The organism is Micromonospora sp. S-DT3-3-22 (assembly GCF_015354745.1).
GTDB lineage: Bacteria > Actinomycetota > Actinomycetes > Mycobacteriales > Micromonosporaceae > Micromonospora > Micromonospora wenchangensis.
Genome location: NZ_JACGMO010000141.1, coordinates 1 through 19,219 on the forward strand (window position 1 = coordinate 1; position 19,219 = coordinate 19,219).

The following is a 19,219-nucleotide window of genomic DNA, read 5'->3' on the forward strand; positions in this document are numbered from 1 at the left end:
CCAGGACGGCAGCCGGCGCGGGCCGGGCCCGGTGCCGGCGGATCGCGAAGCCGGGCCGGGTCACCAGACCGGTCGCCGCCGACGCCGCACCAGCACCGTCGTGCCCACCACCACGGCCCCCGCGAGCACCCCGCCGGCCATCACCGGGTACGCCCCGAGCCCGCCCCCGGCCAGCCCGCCGGCCCCCGCCGGCACCCCGCCCGCCGGTGCGGTCCCGCCACCCCGGGCGTCCTCGCGCAGCTCGACGGTCAACCCGCCCCGCTTGCCGTCGAGCACCAGCAGCGAATAGACCCGTCCCCCGGTGAGGGTCACCTCGGCGTCGGTGCTCGGCCCGCTGCCGCCACCGAGGCGCAGCCGCCAGCGTCCCGGGTCGACCTGCCGGTAGTCGGTGGTGGTGGCGAACCGGACGGCGTCGGCGATGGCCGGCCCGTCGTCGGCGGTCACGTCGACCACCGGGGCCCGCACGGACGCCTGGACGACCCGCACCTTCGCCCGGCCGGCCGTCGGGGCGCTGAGGTCGTCGGCGAGCACCCGTAGGCCGAGGTCGGCGTAGCGGCCCACCCCGGCCACCGTGTACGCCTCGCCCGCGCGCAGTGCCACCTCGGTGGTGAGCACCGGCGGCTCGCTGGCCGGTGCGCCGGCCTGCCGCATCGCCACCGCGTACCGGCCGACGGCCAGCGGTAGGTAGCGGGAGACGACGCCGTATCCGACGGCGGGGAAGACCTGCGGCGTCGCCGCGCCCGGGGCGGAGAGGTAGACGTCCACGGCCGGGGTGTCGGGGGAGAGGTGGGCGAGCCGGACGTAGCCGACGTCACCGGCCGCCGCCCCGGCCGGCGTGCCGCCGACGGTGGCCAGTGCGGTGCCGAGCAGGAGGGTGCCGGCGGCGGCGAGCAGCCGGTGCGGCGCGGTACGGAGCTGGGGCATCTCGCCTCCGGGGGTGGTGTCGGTGCCGACCCTCAGCGTCCCGTGGACGGGACCCGATCGCAAGTTGGCCGGCCGTCGTGTCCTGTCGTTTCCGATCAGCGTGGTGCGGTCCGGTGGCCCGTCCCCGCCATCCGGTACCGTCCGTTCGTGATCAACGTTCGACGGGCCGTGGTCGCCGACGCCGGTGAGATCGTTCGCCTGCGTGGGGTGATGCTGGCCGACATCGACCAGATGGCCCCCGCGCCGGGGCCCTGGCAGCAGGCGGCCCGGGAGGTGCTGCACCGGCGGCTGGCCGAGCCGGCCGACCTGATGGCGGTCTTCGTCGTCGACGACCCGGACCGGCCGGGCGTCCTGGCGGCCTGCGCGACCGGGACCATCGAGCAGCGGCTCGGCGGCCCTGGCAACCCCGACGGCCTGACCGGGTACGTGTTCAACGTGGTCACCGATCCGGTGCACCGTCGGCGCGGCTACTCCCGGGCCTGCCTGGAGGCGCTGCTCGACTGGTACCGGCAGCGCGGGGTCGGCAAGATCGACCTGCGGGCCTCGCCCCAGGGGGAACCGCTCTACCGGTCGCTGGGGTTCGTGCCCACCGTCGGGCCGACGCTGCGGCTGAGCCTGCCCGTCGCACACCGGAGGAACTGAACGATGTTCGCGCTGCCGTTGACCGACACCGCCGAGTTGCGTCCGCTCTCGCCGTGGCAGGCCGAGGAGTTCCTGGCCCACCTGGACCGGGCCCGGGAACACATCGCCCCGTGGGTGGGGGCGTCCTTCGTGGCCACCGACCTGGAGTCGGCCCGCCGGGTGCTGCGTCGTTCCGCCGACAAGTGGGCCGCCGACGCCGGGGGCATCTGGGGGATCTGGCTCGACGGCGTCCTGGTCGGCGGGGTGCTGTTCGTGTCGTACAGCACCGCGACCGGGGTGGCCGAGGCCGGCTGCTGGCTGGAACCGGCCGCCGAGGGTCGGGGGCTGGTCACCCGGGCGGCGACCCGGATCGTGGACTGGGCGATCCGGGAACGTGGCATCCACCGGGTCGAGTGGCGGACCAGCGTCGGCAACGTCCGCAGCATCGCGGTGGCCCGGCGGCTCGGCATGCGGCACGAGGGCACCCTGCGTCAGGTCGCCCCGGGGCCGGCGGGCCGGGTCGACATGGAGGTGTGGGCTGTGCTGGCCGACGAGTGGCGGGCCGCCCGCTGACCACGGCCGCCCGCCCGCCCGCCGGGCGGGACGGGCCTCGCGGCTGCCGTCCCGCCGGCGTGGTGGGGCGTCGGTCAGGCGTCGGCGTAGCGGCGGGCGGCGGCCAGGGCGTCCCGCAGCCGCTGCGCGTCGGTGGGCAGGCCCGGCTGCTCGTAGCCCGCCGCCGGGTCGGCGGTGTAGAAGACGCCGTACGCGGCGGTGTCCCGCTGGAACCGCCAGCCCTCGGCGAGCGGCCCCACGTCGACCGTGTCGTACCCGACGGAGTCGATGAACGCGGTGGCCTCGGCCTTGGCCGCGTCGTCGTTCCCGGCGACGGGCAGTGAGGTACGGTCGGCGGCCCCCGCCGGACGGGCCAGGGCGAGCAGGTGCTTGAAGTAGATGTTGTTGAACGCCTTGACCACCCGCGACTCCGGCAGGTGCCGCTGGAGCAGCTCGCTGGTGGTGGTCGACTCGTCGTCCAGCTCCGGGATGCTGCCGTCGCGCTCCGGGTAGTAGTTGTTGGTGTCGATGACGGTCTTGCCGGCGAGCGGCGCGGCCGGCACGTCCCGGTAGGCCCGCAGGGGGATGGTGACCACCACCAGGTCACCCGCTGCCGCAGCCTCGTCCGGGGTGGCCGCCCGGGCCCGTATGCCCAGCTCGTCGACCAGGTCCTTGAGCGTCTCCGGACCGCGCGAGTTGCTGAGCACCACGTCGTGGCCGGCGGTGACCGCCAGCCGGGCCAGGGTGCTGCCGATGTTGCCGCTGCCGATGAGTCCCACAGTTGTCATGCCGGTGACCAACCGGGTCGCTCGGGTGCGTATTCCCGACCGGATCGACGGGTCATGCGGTGGATGGCGACCGTCCACGTCGGCCGGACGGGCCGGCCGCGCGTCGGGGACGTCGCGCGCCGGTGAACCCCTAGTTACCCCTGTTGCCCATCGATAATCTTCCCCAAACATCTGATCGAGTGATATCTATCTCCCACCACCACTTCCCCACCCCCAGGAGTGCGACGTGCGGAGACCCCGACTCGTGACCCTCGCCGTGAGTCTCGCGGCATCAATCGGCGTGACCCTCGGCGCGGCGGTGCCCGTCCAGGCCGCCCCCAGCGACCGGTACGTGGCCCTCGGCGACTCGTACGCCTCGGGCGTCGGCGCCGACAGCTACACCTCCGAGAGCGGTTCCTGCCAGCGCAGCACCAACGCGTACCCGGCGCTGTACAACGCCAACATCAAGCCCGCCTCGTACAAGTCGGTGGCCTGCTCCGGCGCGACCACCACCGACGTGGTCAACAGTCAGCTCTCCGCGCTCAGCTCCACCACCACCCTGGTCAGCGTCACCATCGGCGGCAACGACGTCGGCTTCACCTCGATCATGTCGACCTGCGTGCTCCAGGGGGAGACCCAGTGTGTCGCGGCGGTGCAGGCCGCCGAGAACAAGGCCCGCGCGGAACTGCCCGCCAAGCTCGCCACCGTCTACAACGGCATCAGGTCCCGCGCCCCGTCGGCCCGCGTGGTGGTGGTCGGCTACCCGGTCTTCTACCAGCTCGGCACGGTCTGCGTGGGGCTCAGCGCGAACTCCCGGGCGAAGATCAACGAAGGTATCAACCTGATCGACGACATCACCCGTACCGCCGCGACCTCGGCCGGCTTCACGTTCGCCGACGTACGGTCCATCTTCGTCGGTCACCAGCTGTGCAGCTACGGCGAGAAGTGGCTGCACGCGCTGAACTTCGTCAACCTCGGCGTCTCCTACCACCCGACGGCGGCCGGCCAGTCCGGCGGCTACTACCCGGTCTTCCGGTCCGCCGCCGGCTGACCCGCCGCCCGGTGTCGGCTGGCCTGCGGGGCTGCGTCGTGGCCTGCCGTGTCGGCTGGCTCGCCCCGTATCGCGCGCCGACCTGATCCGCGTCCCGTCGGCAACGCCGTGACCGCGTCGCCCCGCCCGGGGTCGGCGCGGTCACGGCCGCTTCCGGACGGGCCGGGAAGCGGGCGGGCTGCCCCGGTGATGGGGCGTCGAACGGGACGACCGGCGGGTGTCGAGTGCCGGCATCGCCCCACCTACCGATGCCGTCGCGGACGCTTTCGAGCTGATGACGTTGGCGACTCGATGCCCGGTGCGGCCCTGAGCGGCTCCTTCAGGGCCGTGAAGGGCCCGGTCGGGCGTCGAGGACGCGGATTCGGCCGCCTGCGGCACGTGGCTGGTCATCGGCGCCGCACTTCGGGGCGGGACCCCCGGCCCGGGTGTCGTGATCGGTAGGGGATCACGTGGCGTGTTGTCGCCCCGGGGCCGGACGGTGCTGCCCGGCATGGGGCGGGAGTCGCAGCCGGTCCGGTCCCCGGTTCCGGTGCGTGGCAGTGACGTGGACCGCCCGCACCCGTCGGAGGGGGTGACGTGAACCGCCTGCACCTGTCGGAGGGGGTGACGTGGACCACCCGGCCGGCCCGCAGGGGCGATCCGTTGGTGTCGTCAGCTCGAAAGGGCGCGGAGAGACAGTGGTGGCGGGTGGTTCGCGTCACGGACGGTGCTCGGTGGGCACGGGTGGGGCCCCGACCCGGAGGGTGGGAACCGGACGGAGCCGGGCCCGACCGGTACGGGTCCGGACGGCACCCGGCTCCGAGGGTGGCAGGGGCATTCCGGGGAGGGCCGCCGGAACGCCCGGTCAGGCGGGAGGGCTTTTGCGGGCGGGGAGGATCTTTCAGGCGGGGAGGACCTTCTCGATGGCGGCGCGCAGTTCGGCCGAGTCCGGGGTGACCGTCGGCGCGAACCGGGCGGCGACCGCACCCTCCGGGGCGACCAGGAACTTCTCGAAGTTCCACCGGACGTCGCCGGTGTGTCCCTCGGCGTCGGGGGTGTCGACAAGCGCCGCGTAGAGCGGGTGGCGGGCCGGGCCGTTGACGTCGACCTTCTCGGTCAGCGGAAAGGTGACCCCGTAGTTGACCTGGCAGAACTCGCCGATCTCGGCGGCCGTGCCGGGTTCCTGCCCGGCGAACTGGTTGCACGGCACGCCGAGCACCACCAGGCCCCGGTCGGCGTACTCGGTGGCCAGCGCCTGGAGGCCGGCGTACTGCGGGGTGAGGCCGCAGCGGGAGGCCACGTTCACGACCAGCAGCGCCCGGCCCCGGTAGCCGGCCAGCTCGGCCGGGCCGCCGGCCAGGGCGTCGATCTCGATGTCGAAGACGGTCATGCCGCGAGGTTAGCGCCCGGCCCCGCCGCCCGGTTCGCCGCCGCCGCGCCACCACCAGGCCGGGTCGCGCCGCCACCTGGCCGTGGTCGGTGTGATGAATCGACGGATGCGCATCTTGACGAAGTGATGACGGTGTGAGTAGCGTCTCCCCATCGATTTGGAAAGTTTCCTAACTGTTTGAGGAGGCGCCTCATGAAGAGATCGCTCCGCCGCGCCCTCTGGGCCGGCGCCGTCGTGGCGCTGACCGTGGCGGCGGTACCGGTGACCTCGGCGTTCGGCGCCGGAAGCGTCACCGCGACATTCGCCTCGGCGCAGGACTGGGGGACCGGCCACGAAGGGCGGGTCACCGTCGCCAACGGCTCCAGCGCCAGCGTCAGCACCTGGCGTATCGAGTTCGACCTGCCGTCCGGCACCACCATCAGCAGCTTCTGGGACGCCGACGTCACCAGCAGCGGCAACCACTACGTGGCGGTGAAGAAGAGCTGGGCCGGGCCGCTCGCCCCGGGGGCCAGCTTCAGCTGGGGCTACAACGGCACCGGGCCGTACAAGGCGCCGCTGAACTGCACGATCAACGGCGCGTCGTGCGGCGGGGGCACCCCGCCGACCACCACGAAGCCGCCGACGACCGCCCCGCCGACGACCGCCCCGCCCACCACCACCCCGCCGACGACCGCGCCCCCGACGACCCCGCCGCCCACCACCACCCCGCCCAGCGGGGACAAGAAGGTCGTCGGCTACTTCGCCGAGTGGGGCGTCTACGGGCGCAACTACCACGTCAAGAACATCGCCACCAGCGGCTCCGCCGCCAAACTGACCCACATCCTGTACGCCTTCGGCAACACCACCGGCGGCCGCTGCACGATCGGGGACAGCTACGCCGACTACGACAAGGCGTACACCGCGGCCGACAGCGTGGACGGCGTCGCCGACACCTGGGACCAGCCGCTGCGCGGCAGCTTCAACCAGCTGCGGAAGCTCAAGAAGATGTACCCGCACCTCAAGGTGATCTGGTCCTTCGGCGGCTGGACCTGGTCGGGTGGCTTCACCCAGGCCGCGCAGAACCCGGCCGCGTTCGCCGAGAGCTGCTACAACCTGGTCGAGGACCCGCGCTGGGCGGACGTCTTCGACGGCATCGACGTCGACTGGGAGTACCCCAACGCCTGCGGTCTGAGCTGTGACAGCAGCGGCCCGAACGCGTTCAAGAACGTGATCTCCGCACTGCGGTCCAAGTTCGGCTCGTCGGCCCTGGTCACCGCGGCGATCACCGCCGACGGCAGCAACGGCGGCAAGATCGACGCCACCGACTACGCCGGTGCGGTGGGCAACCTCAACTGGCTGATGCCGATGACGTACGACTACTTCGGCGCGTTCAACGCCCAGGGTCCCACCGCCCCGCACTCGCCGCTCACCTCGTACACCGGGATTCCGCAGCAGGGCTTCAACTCCGACGCGGCGATCCAGAAGCTCAAGTCCAAGGGCGTGCCGGCCAGCAAGCTGCTGCTCGGCATCGGCTTCTACGGTCGCGGCTGGACCGGGGTGACCCAGGCCGCCCCGGGGGGCACCGCCACCGGCGCGGCCCCCGGCACCTACGAGGCGGGCATCGAGGACTACAAGGTCCTCAAGAACACCTGCCCGGCCACCGGCACGATCGCCGGTACGGCGTACGCCAAGTGCGGCAGCAACTGGTGGAGCTACGACACGCCGGCCACCATCGGCGGCAAGATGACCTACGCGAAGAACCAGGGCCTCGGTGGCGCGTTCTTCTGGGAACTCTCCGGCGACACCGGCAACGGTGAGCTGATCGGCGCCATCAAGGGCGGCCTCGGCTGAGCCGAGCGCCCGACGCACCACCCGCGCGGGGAGGGACCGGTCACCGGTCCCTCCCCGCCCGGCTGTCCGGCCCGGTCGGCGGCGGTCCCGCCGGGCGAAACGCCGACGGGCCGGGCCGGCGCGGCCGTGACGGGTTGCCACCGGACGGGTGCGGTGTGGCAGACTCGCCGCTCGACATCCGCACCGTCGACATCCGTACCCGGGGAGGACGCATGGGCCGCAGGCTCCGCACCGCCAGCGTCGTACCGCTGGCCCTGCTGCCGTTCGCCCTGCTCAGCTGCGGCCTCGGCGGGGACGACGAGGCCGACGGCGGGCCCACCAGGGTGCCCGTCCAGGAGGCGTCGGCCAAGGCCCGCGAGCGGGTCCAGGCGTACCTCGACGCGATGGCCGCCAAGGACCCGGCCGCCGGCCGCAACCAGCTCTGCGCGACGATGCAGGCGGGTTTCGACGCCGCCGCGACCGGGCCGAACGGTGATTTCGCCGACCATTTCCAGGTGCCCGGGGCGACCATCACCGACATCCGCACCGGTGACCGGGGGCAGGAGGTCAGCACCACGGTGACCGTTTCGGTGGGGTCGAAGAAGACCACCCGGCCGCTGCTGTTCACGGTCACCCGCGACGGCGCGGACTGGTGCATCGCAGGTGAGGAACCCGGCGGGCACAGCCCCGCGCCGTCCCCGACCCCCTGACTCCCAACTGCCGGAACCACGCCCCTCGGGGGCGCAGCGTCCGGACCGTCGCCGTACGCTTTCTCCCATGCGCCATGAGTGGCATCAGCTGAGCTACCCCGCCGTGAGCAGCCCCGGGCTGCAGACCAGCCGCCCCACCGTCGACTCGGCCGAGGATGCCGCGCTCGGCCTCGACCGGTGGCGTGACCTGCCCCGTCAGCAGATCCCGCCGTGGTCCGACCCGGCCCAGGTCGCCGAGGTGTGCAAGGTGCTCGACACCGTGCCGTCGGTGGTCGCCCCCTACGAGGTCGACCAGCTCCGCCGCAAGCTGGCGCTGGTCTGCGAGGGCAAGGCGTTCCTGCTCCAGGGCGGCGACTGCGCCGAGACCTTCGCCGACAACACCGAGAGCCACCTGCTGGCCAACGCCCGCACCCTGCTCCAGATGGCGATCGTGCTCACCTACGGCGCGTCCCTGCCGGTGGTGAAGGTGGCCCGGGTCGCCGGCCAGTACACCAAGCCCCGGTCGTTGCCGACCGACGCCCGGGGGCTGCCCGCCTACCGCGGCGACATGATCAACTCGCTGGAGGCCGACCCGGCCGCCCGGGTCGCCGACCCGCAGCGCATGATCCGGGCGTACGCGAACTCGGCCGCCGCGATGAACATGCTGCGCGCCTACCTGGCCGGCGGCCTGGCCGACCTGCACGCGGTGCACGACTGGAACAAGGGTTTCGTCAAGAACTCCCCGGCGGGGGAGCGTTACGAGGCGATCGCCCGGGAGATCGACCGGGCCATCGCGTTCATCCGGGCCTGCGGGATGACCGAGGACGAGGCGCTGCGTACCGTCACCCTCTACTGCTCGCACGAGGCGCTGGCCCTGGAGTACGACCGGGCGCTCACCCGGGTCTCCGACCGCCGGGCGTACGGGCTGTCCGGGCACTTCCTCTGGGTCGGCGAGCGGACCCGGCAGCTCGACGGCGCGCACATCGACTTCATCTCCCGCATCGCCAACCCGATCGGCGTGAAGCTCGGCCCGACCACCCGGCCGGACGAGGCGATCGAGCTGTGCGAGAAGCTCAACCCGGACAACATCCCCGGTCGGCTCACCCTGATCAGCCGGATGGGCAACCACAAGGTCCGCGACGCGTTGCCGCCGATCGTGGCCAAGGTCACCGCCGCCGGGGCGAAGGTGGTGTGGCAGTGCGACCCGATGCACGGCAACACCCACGAGTCCTCCAACGGCTACAAGACCCGGCACTTCGACCGGATCGTCGACGAGGTGCTCGGCTACTTCGAGGTGCACCGCGGGCTGGACACCCATCCGGGCGGCATCCACGTCGAGCTGACCGGCGAGGACGTCACCGAGTGCCTCGGCGGCGCCCAGGGCATCGAGGACCTCGACCTGCCCGGCCGGTACGAGACGGCCTGCGACCCCCGGCTGAACACCCAGCAGTCGCTGGAGCTGGCCTTCCTGGTGGCGGAGATGCTCCGTGGCTGACCCGACGGGGGGCGTCGGCCCGGTGGCGGACCTGCGTTCCGACACGGTGACCCGACCGACCGCCGGGATGCGGGCGGCGATGGCAGCCGCCGAGGTCGGCGACGACGTCTACGCCGAGGACCCGACGGTCAACGCGCTGGAGGCCGAGGTCGCCGCGCTCTTCGGGCACGAGGCGGCGCTCTTCGCCCCGACCGGGACGATGGCCAACCAGATCGCCCTGCAACTGGTCGTCCCGCCCGGTGACGAGCTGCTCTGCGACGCCGACGCGCACGTGGTGACGTACGAGGTCGGCGCGGCGGCGGCGTACGGTGCGATCTCCACGCGGACCTGGCCGGCCCTCGGCGCGGGCCTGGACCCGGGCGTGGTGGAGGCGATGATCCGGCCGGACGGCTACTTCGCGGTGCCGACCCGGGCGATCGCCGTGGAGCAGACCCACAACCGGGGCGGTGGCGGGGTGATCCCGCTGGCGACCCTGCGGGAGCTGCGCCGGGTCGCCGACACCGCCGGTCTCGCCCTGCACTGTGACGGTGCCCGGATCTGGCACGCGCACGTCGCCGACGGGGTGCCGCTGCACGAGTACGGCGCGCTCTTCGACACCCTGTCGGTCTGCCTCTCCAAGGGGCTCGGCGCGCCGGTCGGCTCGCTGGTCGTGGGCAGTGCCGAACAGATCACCCGGGCCCGGTTCCTGCGCAAGCGGATGGGGGGCGGGATGCGGCAGGTCGGGGTGCTCGCCGCCGCCGGCCGGTACGCCCTGGCCCACCACCTCGACCGGCTCGCCGACGACCACGCCCGTGCCGCCCGGCTCGCCGAGGCGCTCGCCCCGTGCGGGGTGCTCGCCGGCCCGGTACGCACGAACATCGTGCCGCTGGACCTGACCGGGCACCGGCTCGACGCGCGGGCCCTGGCCACCGCCGCCCGCGCCGAGGGGGTGCTGCTGTCGGTGCTCGGCCCCCGTACCGCCCGCCTGGTCACCCACCTCGACGTCGACGACGCCGCCATCGACCACGCCGCCAAGATCCTCCCTGACCTGCTCACCCCCTGACCTGCCCGCCGTCGCCCCCACCCCGCCTGTCCGCGTTCGGTCCGCGTTGATCAAGAGGTTTGCGTCAAGTTCGATCTTCGGAATGACGCAAACCTCTTGATCAACACCCGGAAACGGGGGAAGGGGAGGGTGCGGGGGCTAGGGGTGGAGGCGGGTGAGGGTGGCTATGTCGGTGGCGTGGCCCTCGTGCTTGTCGGTGGGGGTTTCCACGACGACGGGGATGCCGGCGGTTGCCGGGTGGGTCATCAACTCGGCGAACGCCGGTTCGCCGATGTTGCCCTTGCCGACGTTCTCGTGCCGGTCCCGGGTCGAGCCGCACAGGTCCTTGGAGTCGTTGGCGTGGATCAGCTTGAGCCGGTCCGCCCCGACCGTGGCGACCAGGGTGTCCAGGGTTGCCGTCATGCCGCCCGCCACGGCCAGGTCGTGCCCGGCCGCCCAGGCGTGGCAGGTGTCGAAACAGACGCCCAGCCCCGGATGCCGGTCCACCGCGTCCAGGTAGGGGCCGAGGTGCTCCACCCGGGAGGCCAGCGACCGGCCGCCACCGGCGCTCGGCTCCACCAGCAGCAGTGGACCGCCGCCGGCCGTGGTCTCGTCGAGCAGCGGCAGCAGCGACTCGCGTACCTGCCGCAGGGCGGTCTCGGCGTAGTCGGCGTCGACCGCGCTGCCGGCGTGGAACACCACGCCCCGGGCCCCGATCGCCCGCCCCCGGCGTAGCGCGTGCGCCAGCGTCTGCACCGACTTCTCCACCGTCGCGGCCGTGGGCGAACCGAGGTTGACCAGCAGCGACGCGTGAATGTAGACCGGCACGCCCCGGGCGGCGCAGCCCTCGGCGAACAGCGCGTCCTGGGCCGGGTCGCCGGGCGGCAGCGCCCAGCCCCGCGAGTTGGAGACGTAGACCTGCACCACCCGGGAGCCGGTCGCGTCCACGTACGGCAGGGCCGCCCTGGCCAGCCCACCCGAGGTGGGGGTGTGCGAGCCGACCGGCCGGTGGGCGCTCACAGGCAGCCCAGGGTGACCGGGGTGCCCGGGGGCACCTGCGAGTTCTCGCCCGGGTTCTGGAACCGGACGATGCCGTTGGGGTTGAACTGCACGGTCACCGGGAAGCCGGCCCCCTCCAACTGCTGCTTGGCCTGCTGGCAGGGCAGGTCGACCACCCGGGGGACGACCACCTGCGGCGGGCCCTTGCTGACGTCCAGCTTGACCTTGGTGCCCTTCTCCACGCCCGCTCCGTCGGCCGGGCTCTGCCCGAGGACCTCGTCGCGCGGCTTGTCGGATTCCTTGTACGTCTCGACCGGTTCCAGGCCGAGCCGGGACAGGGTGGTGCGGGCGTCGGTGAGGCTCTTGCCGACCAGGTCGGGCACCGTGATCGGGGCGCGGCCCCGGCTGAGGATGACGGTCACCTTGGTGCCCGGCTTCACCTCGGTGCCCACCTTCGGGTTGGTGTCCACCACCACCCCGGCCGGCAGGTTGTCGTCGTAGCGGGGGGTGCCCTTGGCGACCACCAGCTTCGCGCTGGTCAGGTCGGCCTCGGCCAGGTCGAACTCCTTGCCGACGACGTCCGGCAGCGGGAACCGCTCCGGGCCCAGGGAGAGGGTCAGCGTGATGGTGCCACCCTTGAGGATCTTGGCAGCCGAGCCCGGGTCCTGGGAGATCACCCCGTCGCGGGGGATCTTCTCGTCGTAGCGCGGCGTGGCGAAGGCGATCTGGAAGCCCGCCCGGTCCGCCTGCGCCTGCGCGTCGGCCCGGCTCAGGTTCACCAGTTGCGGCGCGACCGTGTACCGGCCCACCCCCACCCACCAGCCGCCCATCGCGGCGAGCAGGCCGATCACCACCACGGCCGCCGCGACCGACAGCCGGCCGCGCGGGGTGCCCATCACCCGGGTACGCAGCTCCGCCAGCCGGGACCCCAGGCCGGTGTCCTCGGTGGCCCGCCGCCGGTGCGGGCGCTGCGGGGCGGCCGGCTCGGGCAACCGGGCCCAGGTCGGCCGGGCCACCGGGCTGACCGCCGCGACCACCATCGTCGGCTCGGCCACCGCCGGCAGCTCCCCGGCCACCCGGCCCAGCACGGCGGTGTGCGCGTTCGGGTTGCCCAGGTCGTCCCGGGCCACCTGCACCTCGGCCAGCAGGGCGCCCGCGTCGGCCGGCCGGGCGCCCGGGTCCCGCCGGGTCGACCGCGCGACCAACTCGTCGAGCACCCGGGGCAGGCCGGGCACCAGGACCGACGGGGCCGGGACGTCCTTGTCGACGTGCTGCCAGGCCACGTCGACCGGGCGGTCCCCGTCGTACGGCACCCGGCCGGTGAGCATCTCGAACAGCACGATGCCGGCCGAGTAGACGTCGGTTCGCGGGTCGGCGCGTCCGTCGGTGACCAGCTCCGGCGCCACGTACGCGACGGTCGCCATCAGCTGGTTGCCGTCGCCCTCCTCGGCGCTGGCCTCCACCGCGCGGGCCAGGCCGAAGTCGGCGACCTTGACCACGCTGTCGACCAGGTTGGCCACCCCGCCGGTGGGCGCCTCGGCGACCAGCACGTTCTCCGGCTTGACGTCGCGGTGGACCAGCCCGGCCCGGTGCGCGGCGGCGATCGCGGCGAGCATCTGCTCCATGATCGCCAACGCCTCGTCGGGGTTGAGCCGGCGGCGTTCGGCCAGCACCTCGCGCAGGGTGCGGCCCCGCACGTACTCCATCACCAGGTAGGGCAGCCCCTGGTGGGTGCCCTGGTCGTAGACGGCGACCACGTTGGGGTGGGTCAGCCGGGCGATGGCCTTGGCCTCGTCGGTGAACCGGCCCGGGAAGCCCGCCAGCCGGGACCGCGCCTCGGCGGCCTGGGACGGGTGGATGATCTTCACCGCGACGGTGCGCTCCAGGCGCTCGTCGGTGGCGGTGTACACGGTCGCCATGCCGCCACGGGCCACGCGACCGCGAATGCGGTAGCGCCCGTCGAGCAGCGAGCCCAGCAACGTGTCGGCGACCTGTATGTCCATCGGCAGGGAGTCTATGTGTCCTGAGGGTGAAGGTTGAACAGGATGCTACAGCCGGGGCCGGCACCGCCCGGTCCCGCCGCGCTCACCCCCGGCCCGACGGGGTGCCGCTGCACGGGTGGCCGGGCGACGTGGCAGGGTGGTCCGGTGACCGAACCCGTACCCGCCGACCAGTCCGCCGGCAGCGACCTCGGCGGCCCCGTCGACCCGGCCGCATGGCTCACCCTCCCGGACGTCGCCGAGCGGCTCGACCTGTCGATCAGCAAGGTCCACCAGATGATCCGGGACCGCGAGCTGCTCGCCGTCCGCCGCGACGGCGTGCGCCGGGTCCCCGCCGACCTGGTAGCCAACAAGACGGTGCTCAAGCACCTGCCCGGCGTGCTCACCCTGCTCGCCGACGCCGGCTACGACGACGAGGCCGCCCTGCGCTGGCTCTACGAGCCCGACGACACCCTCTCCGGTGGCACGGGCGCGGTCACCCTCGGCGGCGACCACGCCCGCGAGGTCAAACGCCGCGCCCAGGCCCTGGGCTTCTGACCCCTGCTCCCTCCGGCCGCCCGCCGCACCGTGTTGATCAAGAGGTTTCGGTCATCCTCGGAGACATCCGTGACGCAAACCTCTTGATCAACACGCTCAGGCGGGGGTGGAGCAGTGGGAGGGGGATCAGTCGGCGCGGCGGGTGGCGGCGATGGCGAGGTCAACCAGGGCCTGCCGGGCCTCGGTGTCGAGGTCGACGCCGGCCAGGGCGGCCAGCGCGGCGTCGGTCAGGGTGACGATGCGCTGTTCGGTACGGGCCAGCGCGCCGGTGGCGGTGATCAGCTCACGGAGCCGGGCCACCCCGTCCTCGTCCAACTCCGGATCGCCGAGCCGACCGAGCAGCAGCTCCCGACCGGCCTCGTCGGCGGCCTCCACCGCCGCCGCGACCAGGTAGGTGCGCTTGCCCTCGCGCAGGTCGTCCCCGGCCGGCTTGCCGGTCTGCGCCGGGTCGCCGAACACCCCGAGCACGTCGTCGCGGAGCTGGAACGCCTCACCGAGCGGCAACCCGTACGCCGAGTAGGCGGTGCACACGTCGGCGGACGCGGCGGCGAGCGCGCCACCGAGCAGCAACGGCCGCTCGACGGTGTACTTGGCCGACTTGTACCGGGCCACCTTGCCCGCCCGGTCCAGCGAGACCTCCCCGGTGGCCTGGGTCAGCACGTCCAGGTACTGCCCGACGGTGACCTCGCCGCGCATCTCGTCGAAGACCGGCCGGGCCCGGGCCACCGTGTGCGGGTCCAGCCCGGCGGAGTGCAGCAGCTCGTCGGACCAGACCAGGCAGAGGTCCCCGAGCAGGATCGCCGCCGCGTCGCCGAAGGCGTCCGGGTCGCCGCCCCACCCGTGGGCGCGGTGCCGGGTGGCGAACCGCCGGTGCACCGCGGGCTCGCCGCGCCGGGTGTCGGAGCGGTCCATCAGGTCGTCGTGGATCAGGGCGCTGGCCTGGAAGAACTCCAGCGCCGCCAGGGCCGTCACCACCTGGTCGGCGTCCACCCCGCCGGCCCCCCGGAACCCCCAGTACGCGAACGCCGGCCGCAGCCGCTTGCCGCCACCGAGCACGAACCCCTCGACGGTCTCGGCGATCGGCGTCAGGGCGTCGTCGATGCCGGCCATCCAGCTACGCCGGCCGGCCAGGAACTCGGTCAGCGCCTTGTCGACACGCTGCCGCAGGCCGGCACGGTCGACGGGGGAGACGGGAGCAGCGTGGGTCACGCCACGACGCTAGCCGGTCCCCGCCGTCCCCGCCTCACCAGCGCCTCGGCGCGTCATCCCGGTCTGCTCCCCGCCCCCGTACGCCCGGGCGGCGCGGCACCCCGACGCCGGCCGTTGCCCGCACCGGGCCCGCCCGGCGGCCGGCCCGGGGCGACCCGGCGTCCGCAGGTCGGCCCGCCGGGTGCGGATGGGCCGGTGGGCCCGGGGCGGCCCGGCGGCCGGCGGCCCGATCGGGGCGTCGAGCACGACGGCGAGCTGCCGCCGCCAGCGGTCGCCCGGGACGCGGACCGAGCGTTCCCAGCGGGACACCTCGTGCCGGGTCAGGGTGGCCGTGCCGGCGGCGGCGCAGAGCTCGTCGGCGAGCCGCCGCTGGCTCCAGCCCCGGGCCAGCCGGAGCTGCGTGATCAGCCGCCCGAGCGGGCGGGGGTCGGACGGGGTCATCGGTCCTCCGGCGGATGTCGGCGCGGCCCGCCCGCCCCCGCAGGGCGGCCGACGTGCCACGGTCGGGTGCTGCCGACCCCCGCGCGTGACCCCGGGCGTCGGCCCCCACCGACGCCACCCGCGCCCTCTCGTTCTACCCCCGGGGTACGACGGGCGACCGACACCGGGTTTCGGTGGGTTTCGATGCTCCCGTGGGAAGTGCGTGAGGGCGGGCGGCGACGCCCGCTAGAGTCGTCACGTGGCGCTCGGTCTTCCCTCCGTCCTTCCCAATCCCCAGCCGGCGATCGGGGAGCTGATCCGCGACCGCCAGCCGACGTTCTCCTTCGAGTTCTTCCCGCCCAAGACGGCGCAGGGGGAGCGGCTGCTCTGGCAGGCGATCCGGGAGCTGGAGCCGCTGCGCCCGTCGTTCGTGTCGATCACCTACGGGGCCGGCGGCTCGACCCGGGACACCACGGTCGCGGTGACCGAACGGATCGCCACCGAGACCACGCTGCTGCCGATGGCCCACCTGACCGCCGTCAACCACTCCGTCGCCGAGCTGCGCAACGTGATCGGGCGGCTGGCCGGCGTGGGGGTGCGCAACGTGCTCGCCGTCCGGGGCGACCCGCCCGGCGACCCGGGCGGCGAGTGGATCCGCCACCCCGAGGGCGTCGACTACGCCGAGGACCTGGTCCGGCTGGTCCGCGAGGCCGGTGACTTCAGCGTCGGGGTGGCCGCCTTCCCCTACAAGCACCCCCGCTCGGCCGACGTGGCCAGCGACACCGCGCACTTCGTCCGCAAGTGCCGGGCGGGCGCGGCGTTCGCCATCACCCAGATGTTCTTCGACGCCGACGACTACCTGCGGCTGCGTGACCGGGTGGCGGCGGCCGGCTGCGACACCCCGATCCTGGCCGGGGTGATGCCGGTGACCCAGCTCGGCACCATCGAACGCTCGGTGCAGCTGTCCGGCGCGCCCTTCCCGCCCGCGCTGGCCGCGCGGTTCGAGCGGGTCGCCGACGACCCGGAGGCGGTCCGCCGGCTCGGCATCGAGCAGGCCAGCGAGATGTGCGCCCGGCTGCTCGACGAGGGGGTGCCCGGCATCCACTTCATCACCCTCAACCGTTCGCCCGCGACCCGGGAGGTGTGGCGCAGCCTGCGGGCCGACGCCCGGGTGTGAACGCGCCGGCACCGACACCTCGACCGCGCCGCGACGGTTGACCGATGGTGGGCACACAGCTGAAGTGGGACGAGTACGCGACCGCGTGGGCGCGGTTGCACGGCGGCTTCGACCCCCGGGTCGCCGCGCCGGTGGTCCGTGCCTGGCTGCGCTTCGCGTACCACGTCGGTTACGTGCTGGGTCGGCTGCGGGTGACCCCGACCGCGGTGACCGTCGGCGGGGTGCTGCTCTGCCTGTGCGTGCCGCTGTTCAGCGCCCGGTCGGGGCAGGGGCCGGTCGTCGGCGCGTTGTTCGTGCTGCTCGCCTCGGTCGCCGACAGCGTCGACGGGGCGGTCGCGGTCGCCACCGGTCGGACCACCCGGCTCGGCTACGTCTACGACTCGGTCGCCGACCGGCTCGGGGAGATCGCCTGGCTGGCGGCGTTCTGGCTGGTCGGGGCACCGGGTGCGCTGGTGGTCGCGGCCGGCGCGCTGTCCTGGCTGCACGAGTACGTGCGGGCCCGCGCGGTCGCCGCCGGGATGCGGGAGATCGGCGCGGTCACCGTGGGGGAGCGACCCACCCGGGTCTGCGTCGCCCTGGTCGGGCTGCTGCTGGCCGGGCTGACCGGGCTGATCGACCTCGACCTCGCCGCCGGCACCATCACCATGGCCACCGCGGTCTGGGTGCTGCTGGCCGGCTTCGGCCTGGGACAGCTCCTCTCCACCGTCCGCCGCGCCCTGATCGACGCCGGCTGACCCGCCCGCTCCCCGGGCCGGCCGGCGATGATCGACTCAACGGCGGCGAGGTAGCGGTATCCCCAGCGCCGGATACCGCTCTCTCGCCCCAACGGCGACGCGGCCCCAAGACGACGCGGCCCACCCGTGGCGCGGCCCGCAGGGGGACTACCAGGCGGGGCCGATCTCGTCGGCGACGATCTGCGCCGACAGGGTGACCATGGGGAGGCCGCCGCCGGGGTGGGCGGAGCCGCCGACCAGCCACAACCCGTGCGCCGGGCCCCGGTTGGCCGGGCGGAGCAGCCCCCCGGCCGTGCCGTAGATCGACCCGCCGGGCGCGGCGGTCGCGGCATCCAGGTCGGCGGGGGTACGGATCTCGCGGAACACCAGCCGGTCCCGGACGTCGACCCCGCGTGCGGCGAGCACGTCGAGGATCCGGTCGGCGTACGCGTCGGCGAGCCCCGGCCGGCGCCAGTCCACGGCGTCCGGGGCGGTGCCGTGGCGGGCGGCGTTGACCAGCACGAACCACGCCTCGTGCCCGGCCGGGCGGACCATCGGGTCGTCGGCCACGGTGACGAAGACCGTCGGGTCGGTCGCCGGCCGGGCCCGCACCCCCCGCCCGGGTGCGCCGAAGACGGCGTCGAACTCGGCGTCGTAGTCGGTGGGGAAGAAGACGTTGTGGTGGGCCAGCCCGGAGTCGCCGCGTACCCCGAGCAGCAGCACGAAACCGGCGAGGCTGCGGTCGGTGAGCGCGGCCAGCCGTCCCGGGTGCGGCAGCAGGTCCCGGTAGACGGTGAGCGCGTCGGCGTTGGCGACGACCACGTCGGCGGGAACGGGCGCGGCGACCCCGGCGAGGCGTACCCCGTGCACCCGGCCCCCGGCGGCGTCGATCCGGGTGACGGTCTCCCCGGTGCGGACCGTGACGCCCAGGTCCAGGCAGCGGGAGAGCAGCGCGTCGGCCAGGGTGCCCAGCCCGCCGCGCAGGTACCAGCCGCCGAAGGTCAGCTCGGCGTAGGGGACGGCGACCAGCGCGGCCGGGGCGCGGCGCGGGTCCGCGCCGGTGTAGGTGGCGTACCGGTCGAGCAGCATCCGCAGCCGGGGGTCGGACAGGTGGCTGCGGCCCAGCCCGCGCAGGGTGCGGCCGGGCCCGATCGCGGCCAGGTCACCCAGCCGCCAGGCCAGCGCCGCCAGGTCGCGCGGCGAGTCGACGGTCCGCCGCAGGATGTCCCGGTGCGACGCGGTCCACACCCGGGCGGCCCGCCGCCACAGCCGTTGCCAGTCGGCGGCGGCCCGGCCGCCGAGGGTGACGCCGATCCGGGCGGCGAACTCGTCCGGGTCGGCGCACGAGTCGAGGGCCGGCCCGCCGCCGGGGAAGACGTGCCGCACGATCGGGTCCAGCGGGGCCAGGTCGAGGTACTCGTCGAGTTTCGCGCCGGTGGCCTCGAACAGGTCGTGGAAGACCTGCGGCAGGGTGAGCAGGCTCGGCCCGGTGTCGAAGTGGAAGCTGCCCGCCGGGGTGTCGTGGACGTACCGGCCGAGCTTGCCGCCGACGGTGTCGGACCGTTCGAAGACGGTCACGTCGTGCCCGCTGACGGCCAGCCGGGCGGCGGTGGCCAGCCCGCCCACGCCGGCGCCGATGACCACGATCCGCGCCATGCCGCGTCCTCCTAGCTGACCGGGCGGCCACGCCAGGACAGGCGACGCCGCTTCCGCAGATGGTACGACCGCAGGGTCAGCCAGCCGAGCACCACGACCGAGCCGGGGTGGGCCAGCGCGTCGGGCCAGGCCCGGCCGCCGGTGGCGTGGTACGCACGGCCTACACCTCCAACGACGAGGCCAACGCGCCGATGCTGGCGGTCAACACCC

At 74.0% G+C, this 19,219-nt stretch carries 18 protein-coding genes and 1 pseudogene; 10 read left to right on the plus strand and 9 right to left on the minus strand.

Annotated elements, in window-relative coordinates; genetic code table 11:
* Positions 1–60 precede the first annotated feature (60 nt).
* Entirely contained in the window at positions 61–924 is an 864-nt protein-coding gene (locus H1A17_RS29165) for a DUF4397 domain-containing protein (protein ID WP_194823397.1), read from the minus strand.
* A 147-nt stretch (positions 925–1,071) separates the two neighbouring features.
* On the opposite strand from H1A17_RS29165, the gene H1A17_RS29170 reads away from it, so the two are divergent.
* Together H1A17_RS29170 and H1A17_RS29175 are read left to right on the plus strand one after the other, a co-directional pair.
* On the plus strand, positions 1,072–1,566 hold the full coding sequence (locus H1A17_RS29170) for a GNAT family N-acetyltransferase (protein ID WP_194823398.1): 495 nt from the start codon (positions 1,072–1,074) through the stop codon (positions 1,564–1,566).
* Between the two features lie 3 nt (positions 1,567–1,569).
* A complete protein-coding gene (locus H1A17_RS29175) occupies positions 1,570–2,118 on the plus strand; it encodes a GNAT family N-acetyltransferase (protein WP_194823399.1) in 549 nt (182 codons plus the stop codon).
* Between the two features lie 74 nt (positions 2,119–2,192).
* Here H1A17_RS29175 and H1A17_RS29180 read toward each other — a convergent pair whose 3' ends face one another.
* Positions 2,193–2,885: an NADPH-dependent F420 reductase gene (locus H1A17_RS29180; protein ID WP_194823400.1), complete on the minus strand. Its 693-nt coding sequence runs from the start codon at positions 2,883–2,885 to the stop codon at positions 2,193–2,195.
* A gap of 226 nt (positions 2,886–3,111) precedes the next feature.
* On the opposite strand from H1A17_RS29180, the gene H1A17_RS29185 reads away from it, so the two are divergent.
* Positions 3,112–3,915 carry an SGNH/GDSL hydrolase family protein gene (locus tag H1A17_RS29185; RefSeq protein WP_145921018.1) on the plus strand — a complete coding sequence of 268 codons (804 nt, stop codon included), beginning with the start codon at positions 3,112–3,114 and terminating at the stop codon, positions 3,913–3,915.
* Between the two features lie 880 nt (positions 3,916–4,795).
* On the opposite strand, the gene H1A17_RS29190 is transcribed toward H1A17_RS29185, so the two are convergent.
* Entirely contained in the window at positions 4,796–5,284 is a 489-nt protein-coding gene (locus H1A17_RS29190) for a glutathione peroxidase (protein WP_194823401.1), read from the minus strand.
* 192 nt (positions 5,285–5,476) lie between these two features.
* Here H1A17_RS29190 and H1A17_RS29195 point away from each other — a divergent pair, with 192 nt between their 5' ends.
* The 4 genes from H1A17_RS29195 (at position 5,477) to H1A17_RS29210 (ending at position 10,319) form a co-directional block, all read left to right on the plus strand.
* A complete protein-coding gene (locus H1A17_RS29195; protein WP_194823402.1) occupies positions 5,477–7,114 on the plus strand; it encodes a glycosyl hydrolase family 18 protein in 1,638 nt (545 codons plus the stop codon).
* A 212-nt stretch (positions 7,115–7,326) separates the two neighbouring features.
* Positions 7,327–7,803, plus strand: a complete 477-nt coding sequence (locus H1A17_RS29200; RefSeq protein WP_194823403.1) for a hypothetical protein — start codon at positions 7,327–7,329, stop codon at positions 7,801–7,803.
* Positions 7,804–7,870: 67 nt separating this feature from the next.
* Positions 7,871–9,277 carry a class II 3-deoxy-7-phosphoheptulonate synthase gene (locus H1A17_RS29205; protein WP_145921014.1) on the plus strand — a complete coding sequence of 469 codons (1,407 nt, stop codon included), beginning with the start codon at positions 7,871–7,873 and terminating at the stop codon, positions 9,275–9,277.
* A 22-nt stretch (positions 9,278–9,299) separates the two neighbouring features.
* Positions 9,300–10,319 (plus strand): low specificity L-threonine aldolase, encoded by a 1,020-nt coding sequence (locus H1A17_RS29210; RefSeq protein WP_194823407.1) that lies wholly within the window; start codon positions 9,300–9,302, stop codon positions 10,317–10,319.
* Positions 10,320–10,457: 138 nt separating this feature from the next.
* Here the strand turns inward: H1A17_RS29210 and H1A17_RS29215 are convergent, their stop codons facing one another.
* Both H1A17_RS29215 and pknB read right to left on the minus strand, forming a co-directional pair.
* The gene (locus H1A17_RS29215) at positions 10,458–11,318 is read right to left on the minus strand and encodes a deoxyribonuclease IV (protein ID WP_194823404.1); all 861 of its coding nucleotides are present in this window, start codon (positions 11,316–11,318) and stop codon (positions 10,458–10,460) included.
* Positions 11,315–13,300, minus strand: a complete 1,986-nt coding sequence (gene pknB, locus H1A17_RS29220) for a Stk1 family PASTA domain-containing Ser/Thr kinase (protein WP_194823405.1) — start codon at positions 13,298–13,300, stop codon at positions 11,315–11,317. Before pknB ends, H1A17_RS29215 begins: the two co-directional genes overlap by 4 nt.
* 144 nt (positions 13,301–13,444) lie before the next feature.
* Between pknB and H1A17_RS29225 the strand changes: the two genes are divergently transcribed.
* Entirely contained in the window at positions 13,445–13,834 is a 390-nt protein-coding gene (locus H1A17_RS29225) for an Rv2175c family DNA-binding protein (RefSeq protein ID WP_145921011.1), read from the plus strand.
* Between the two features lie 126 nt (positions 13,835–13,960).
* Here the strand turns inward: H1A17_RS29225 and H1A17_RS29230 are convergent, their stop codons facing one another.
* Together H1A17_RS29230 and H1A17_RS34855 are read right to left on the minus strand one after the other, a co-directional pair.
* A complete protein-coding gene (locus tag H1A17_RS29230; RefSeq protein ID WP_145921010.1) occupies positions 13,961–15,043 on the minus strand; it encodes a polyprenyl synthetase family protein in 1,083 nt (360 codons plus the stop codon).
* Positions 15,044–15,052: 9 nt separating this feature from the next.
* Positions 15,053–15,484 carry a helix-turn-helix domain-containing protein gene (locus H1A17_RS34855; protein WP_228544443.1) on the minus strand — a complete coding sequence of 144 codons (432 nt, stop codon included), beginning with the start codon at positions 15,482–15,484 and terminating at the stop codon, positions 15,053–15,055.
* 238 nt (positions 15,485–15,722) lie between these two features.
* Here H1A17_RS34855 and metF point away from each other — a divergent pair, with 238 nt between their 5' ends.
* Positions 15,723–16,640, plus strand: coding sequence for a methylenetetrahydrofolate reductase [NAD(P)H] (gene metF, locus H1A17_RS29240; protein ID WP_145921009.1), 918 nt, complete (start codon positions 15,723–15,725; stop codon positions 16,638–16,640).
* 44 nt (positions 16,641–16,684) lie between these two features.
* On the plus strand, positions 16,685–17,374 hold the full coding sequence (locus H1A17_RS29245; protein ID WP_145921008.1) for a CDP-alcohol phosphatidyltransferase family protein: 690 nt from the start codon (positions 16,685–16,687) through the stop codon (positions 17,372–17,374).
* Positions 17,375–17,521: 147 nt separating this feature from the next.
* On the opposite strand, the gene H1A17_RS29250 is transcribed toward H1A17_RS29245, so the two are convergent.
* A complete protein-coding gene (locus H1A17_RS29250) occupies positions 17,522–19,009 on the minus strand; it encodes an NAD(P)/FAD-dependent oxidoreductase (protein ID WP_194823406.1) in 1,488 nt (495 codons plus the stop codon).
* Between the two features lie 11 nt (positions 19,010–19,020).
* Positions 19,021–19,219: pseudogene (locus H1A17_RS29255) on the minus strand (hypothetical protein); the annotation flags it as partial.

Coding starts and splice junctions, on each gene's coding strand:
- pknB (WP_194823405.1), bottom strand. CDS start 13,300: ATGGACATACAGGTCGCCGACACGTTGCTGGGCTCGCTGCTCGACGGG.
- H1A17_RS29250 (WP_194823406.1), bottom strand. CDS start 19,009: ATGGCGCGGATCGTGGTCATCGGCGCCGGCGTGGGCGGGCTGGCCACC.
- H1A17_RS34855 (WP_228544443.1), bottom strand. CDS start 15,484: ATGACCCCGTCCGACCCCCGCCCGCTCGGGCGGCTGATCACGCAGCTC.
- H1A17_RS29175 (WP_194823399.1), top strand. CDS start 1,570: ATGTTCGCGCTGCCGTTGACCGACACCGCCGAGTTGCGTCCGCTCTCG.
- H1A17_RS29205 (WP_145921014.1), top strand. CDS start 7,871: ATGCGCCATGAGTGGCATCAGCTGAGCTACCCCGCCGTGAGCAGCCCC.
- H1A17_RS29180 (WP_194823400.1), bottom strand. CDS start 2,885: ATGACAACTGTGGGACTCATCGGCAGCGGCAACATCGGCAGCACCCTG.
- H1A17_RS29195 (WP_194823402.1), top strand. CDS start 5,477: ATGAAGAGATCGCTCCGCCGCGCCCTCTGGGCCGGCGCCGTCGTGGCG.
- H1A17_RS29200 (WP_194823403.1), top strand. CDS start 7,327: ATGGGCCGCAGGCTCCGCACCGCCAGCGTCGTACCGCTGGCCCTGCTG.
- H1A17_RS29190 (WP_194823401.1), bottom strand. CDS start 5,284: ATGACCGTCTTCGACATCGAGATCGACGCCCTGGCCGGCGGCCCGGCC.
- H1A17_RS29245 (WP_145921008.1), top strand. CDS start 16,685: ATGGTGGGCACACAGCTGAAGTGGGACGAGTACGCGACCGCGTGGGCG.
- H1A17_RS29165 (WP_194823397.1), bottom strand. CDS start 924: ATGCCCCAGCTCCGTACCGCGCCGCACCGGCTGCTCGCCGCCGCCGGC.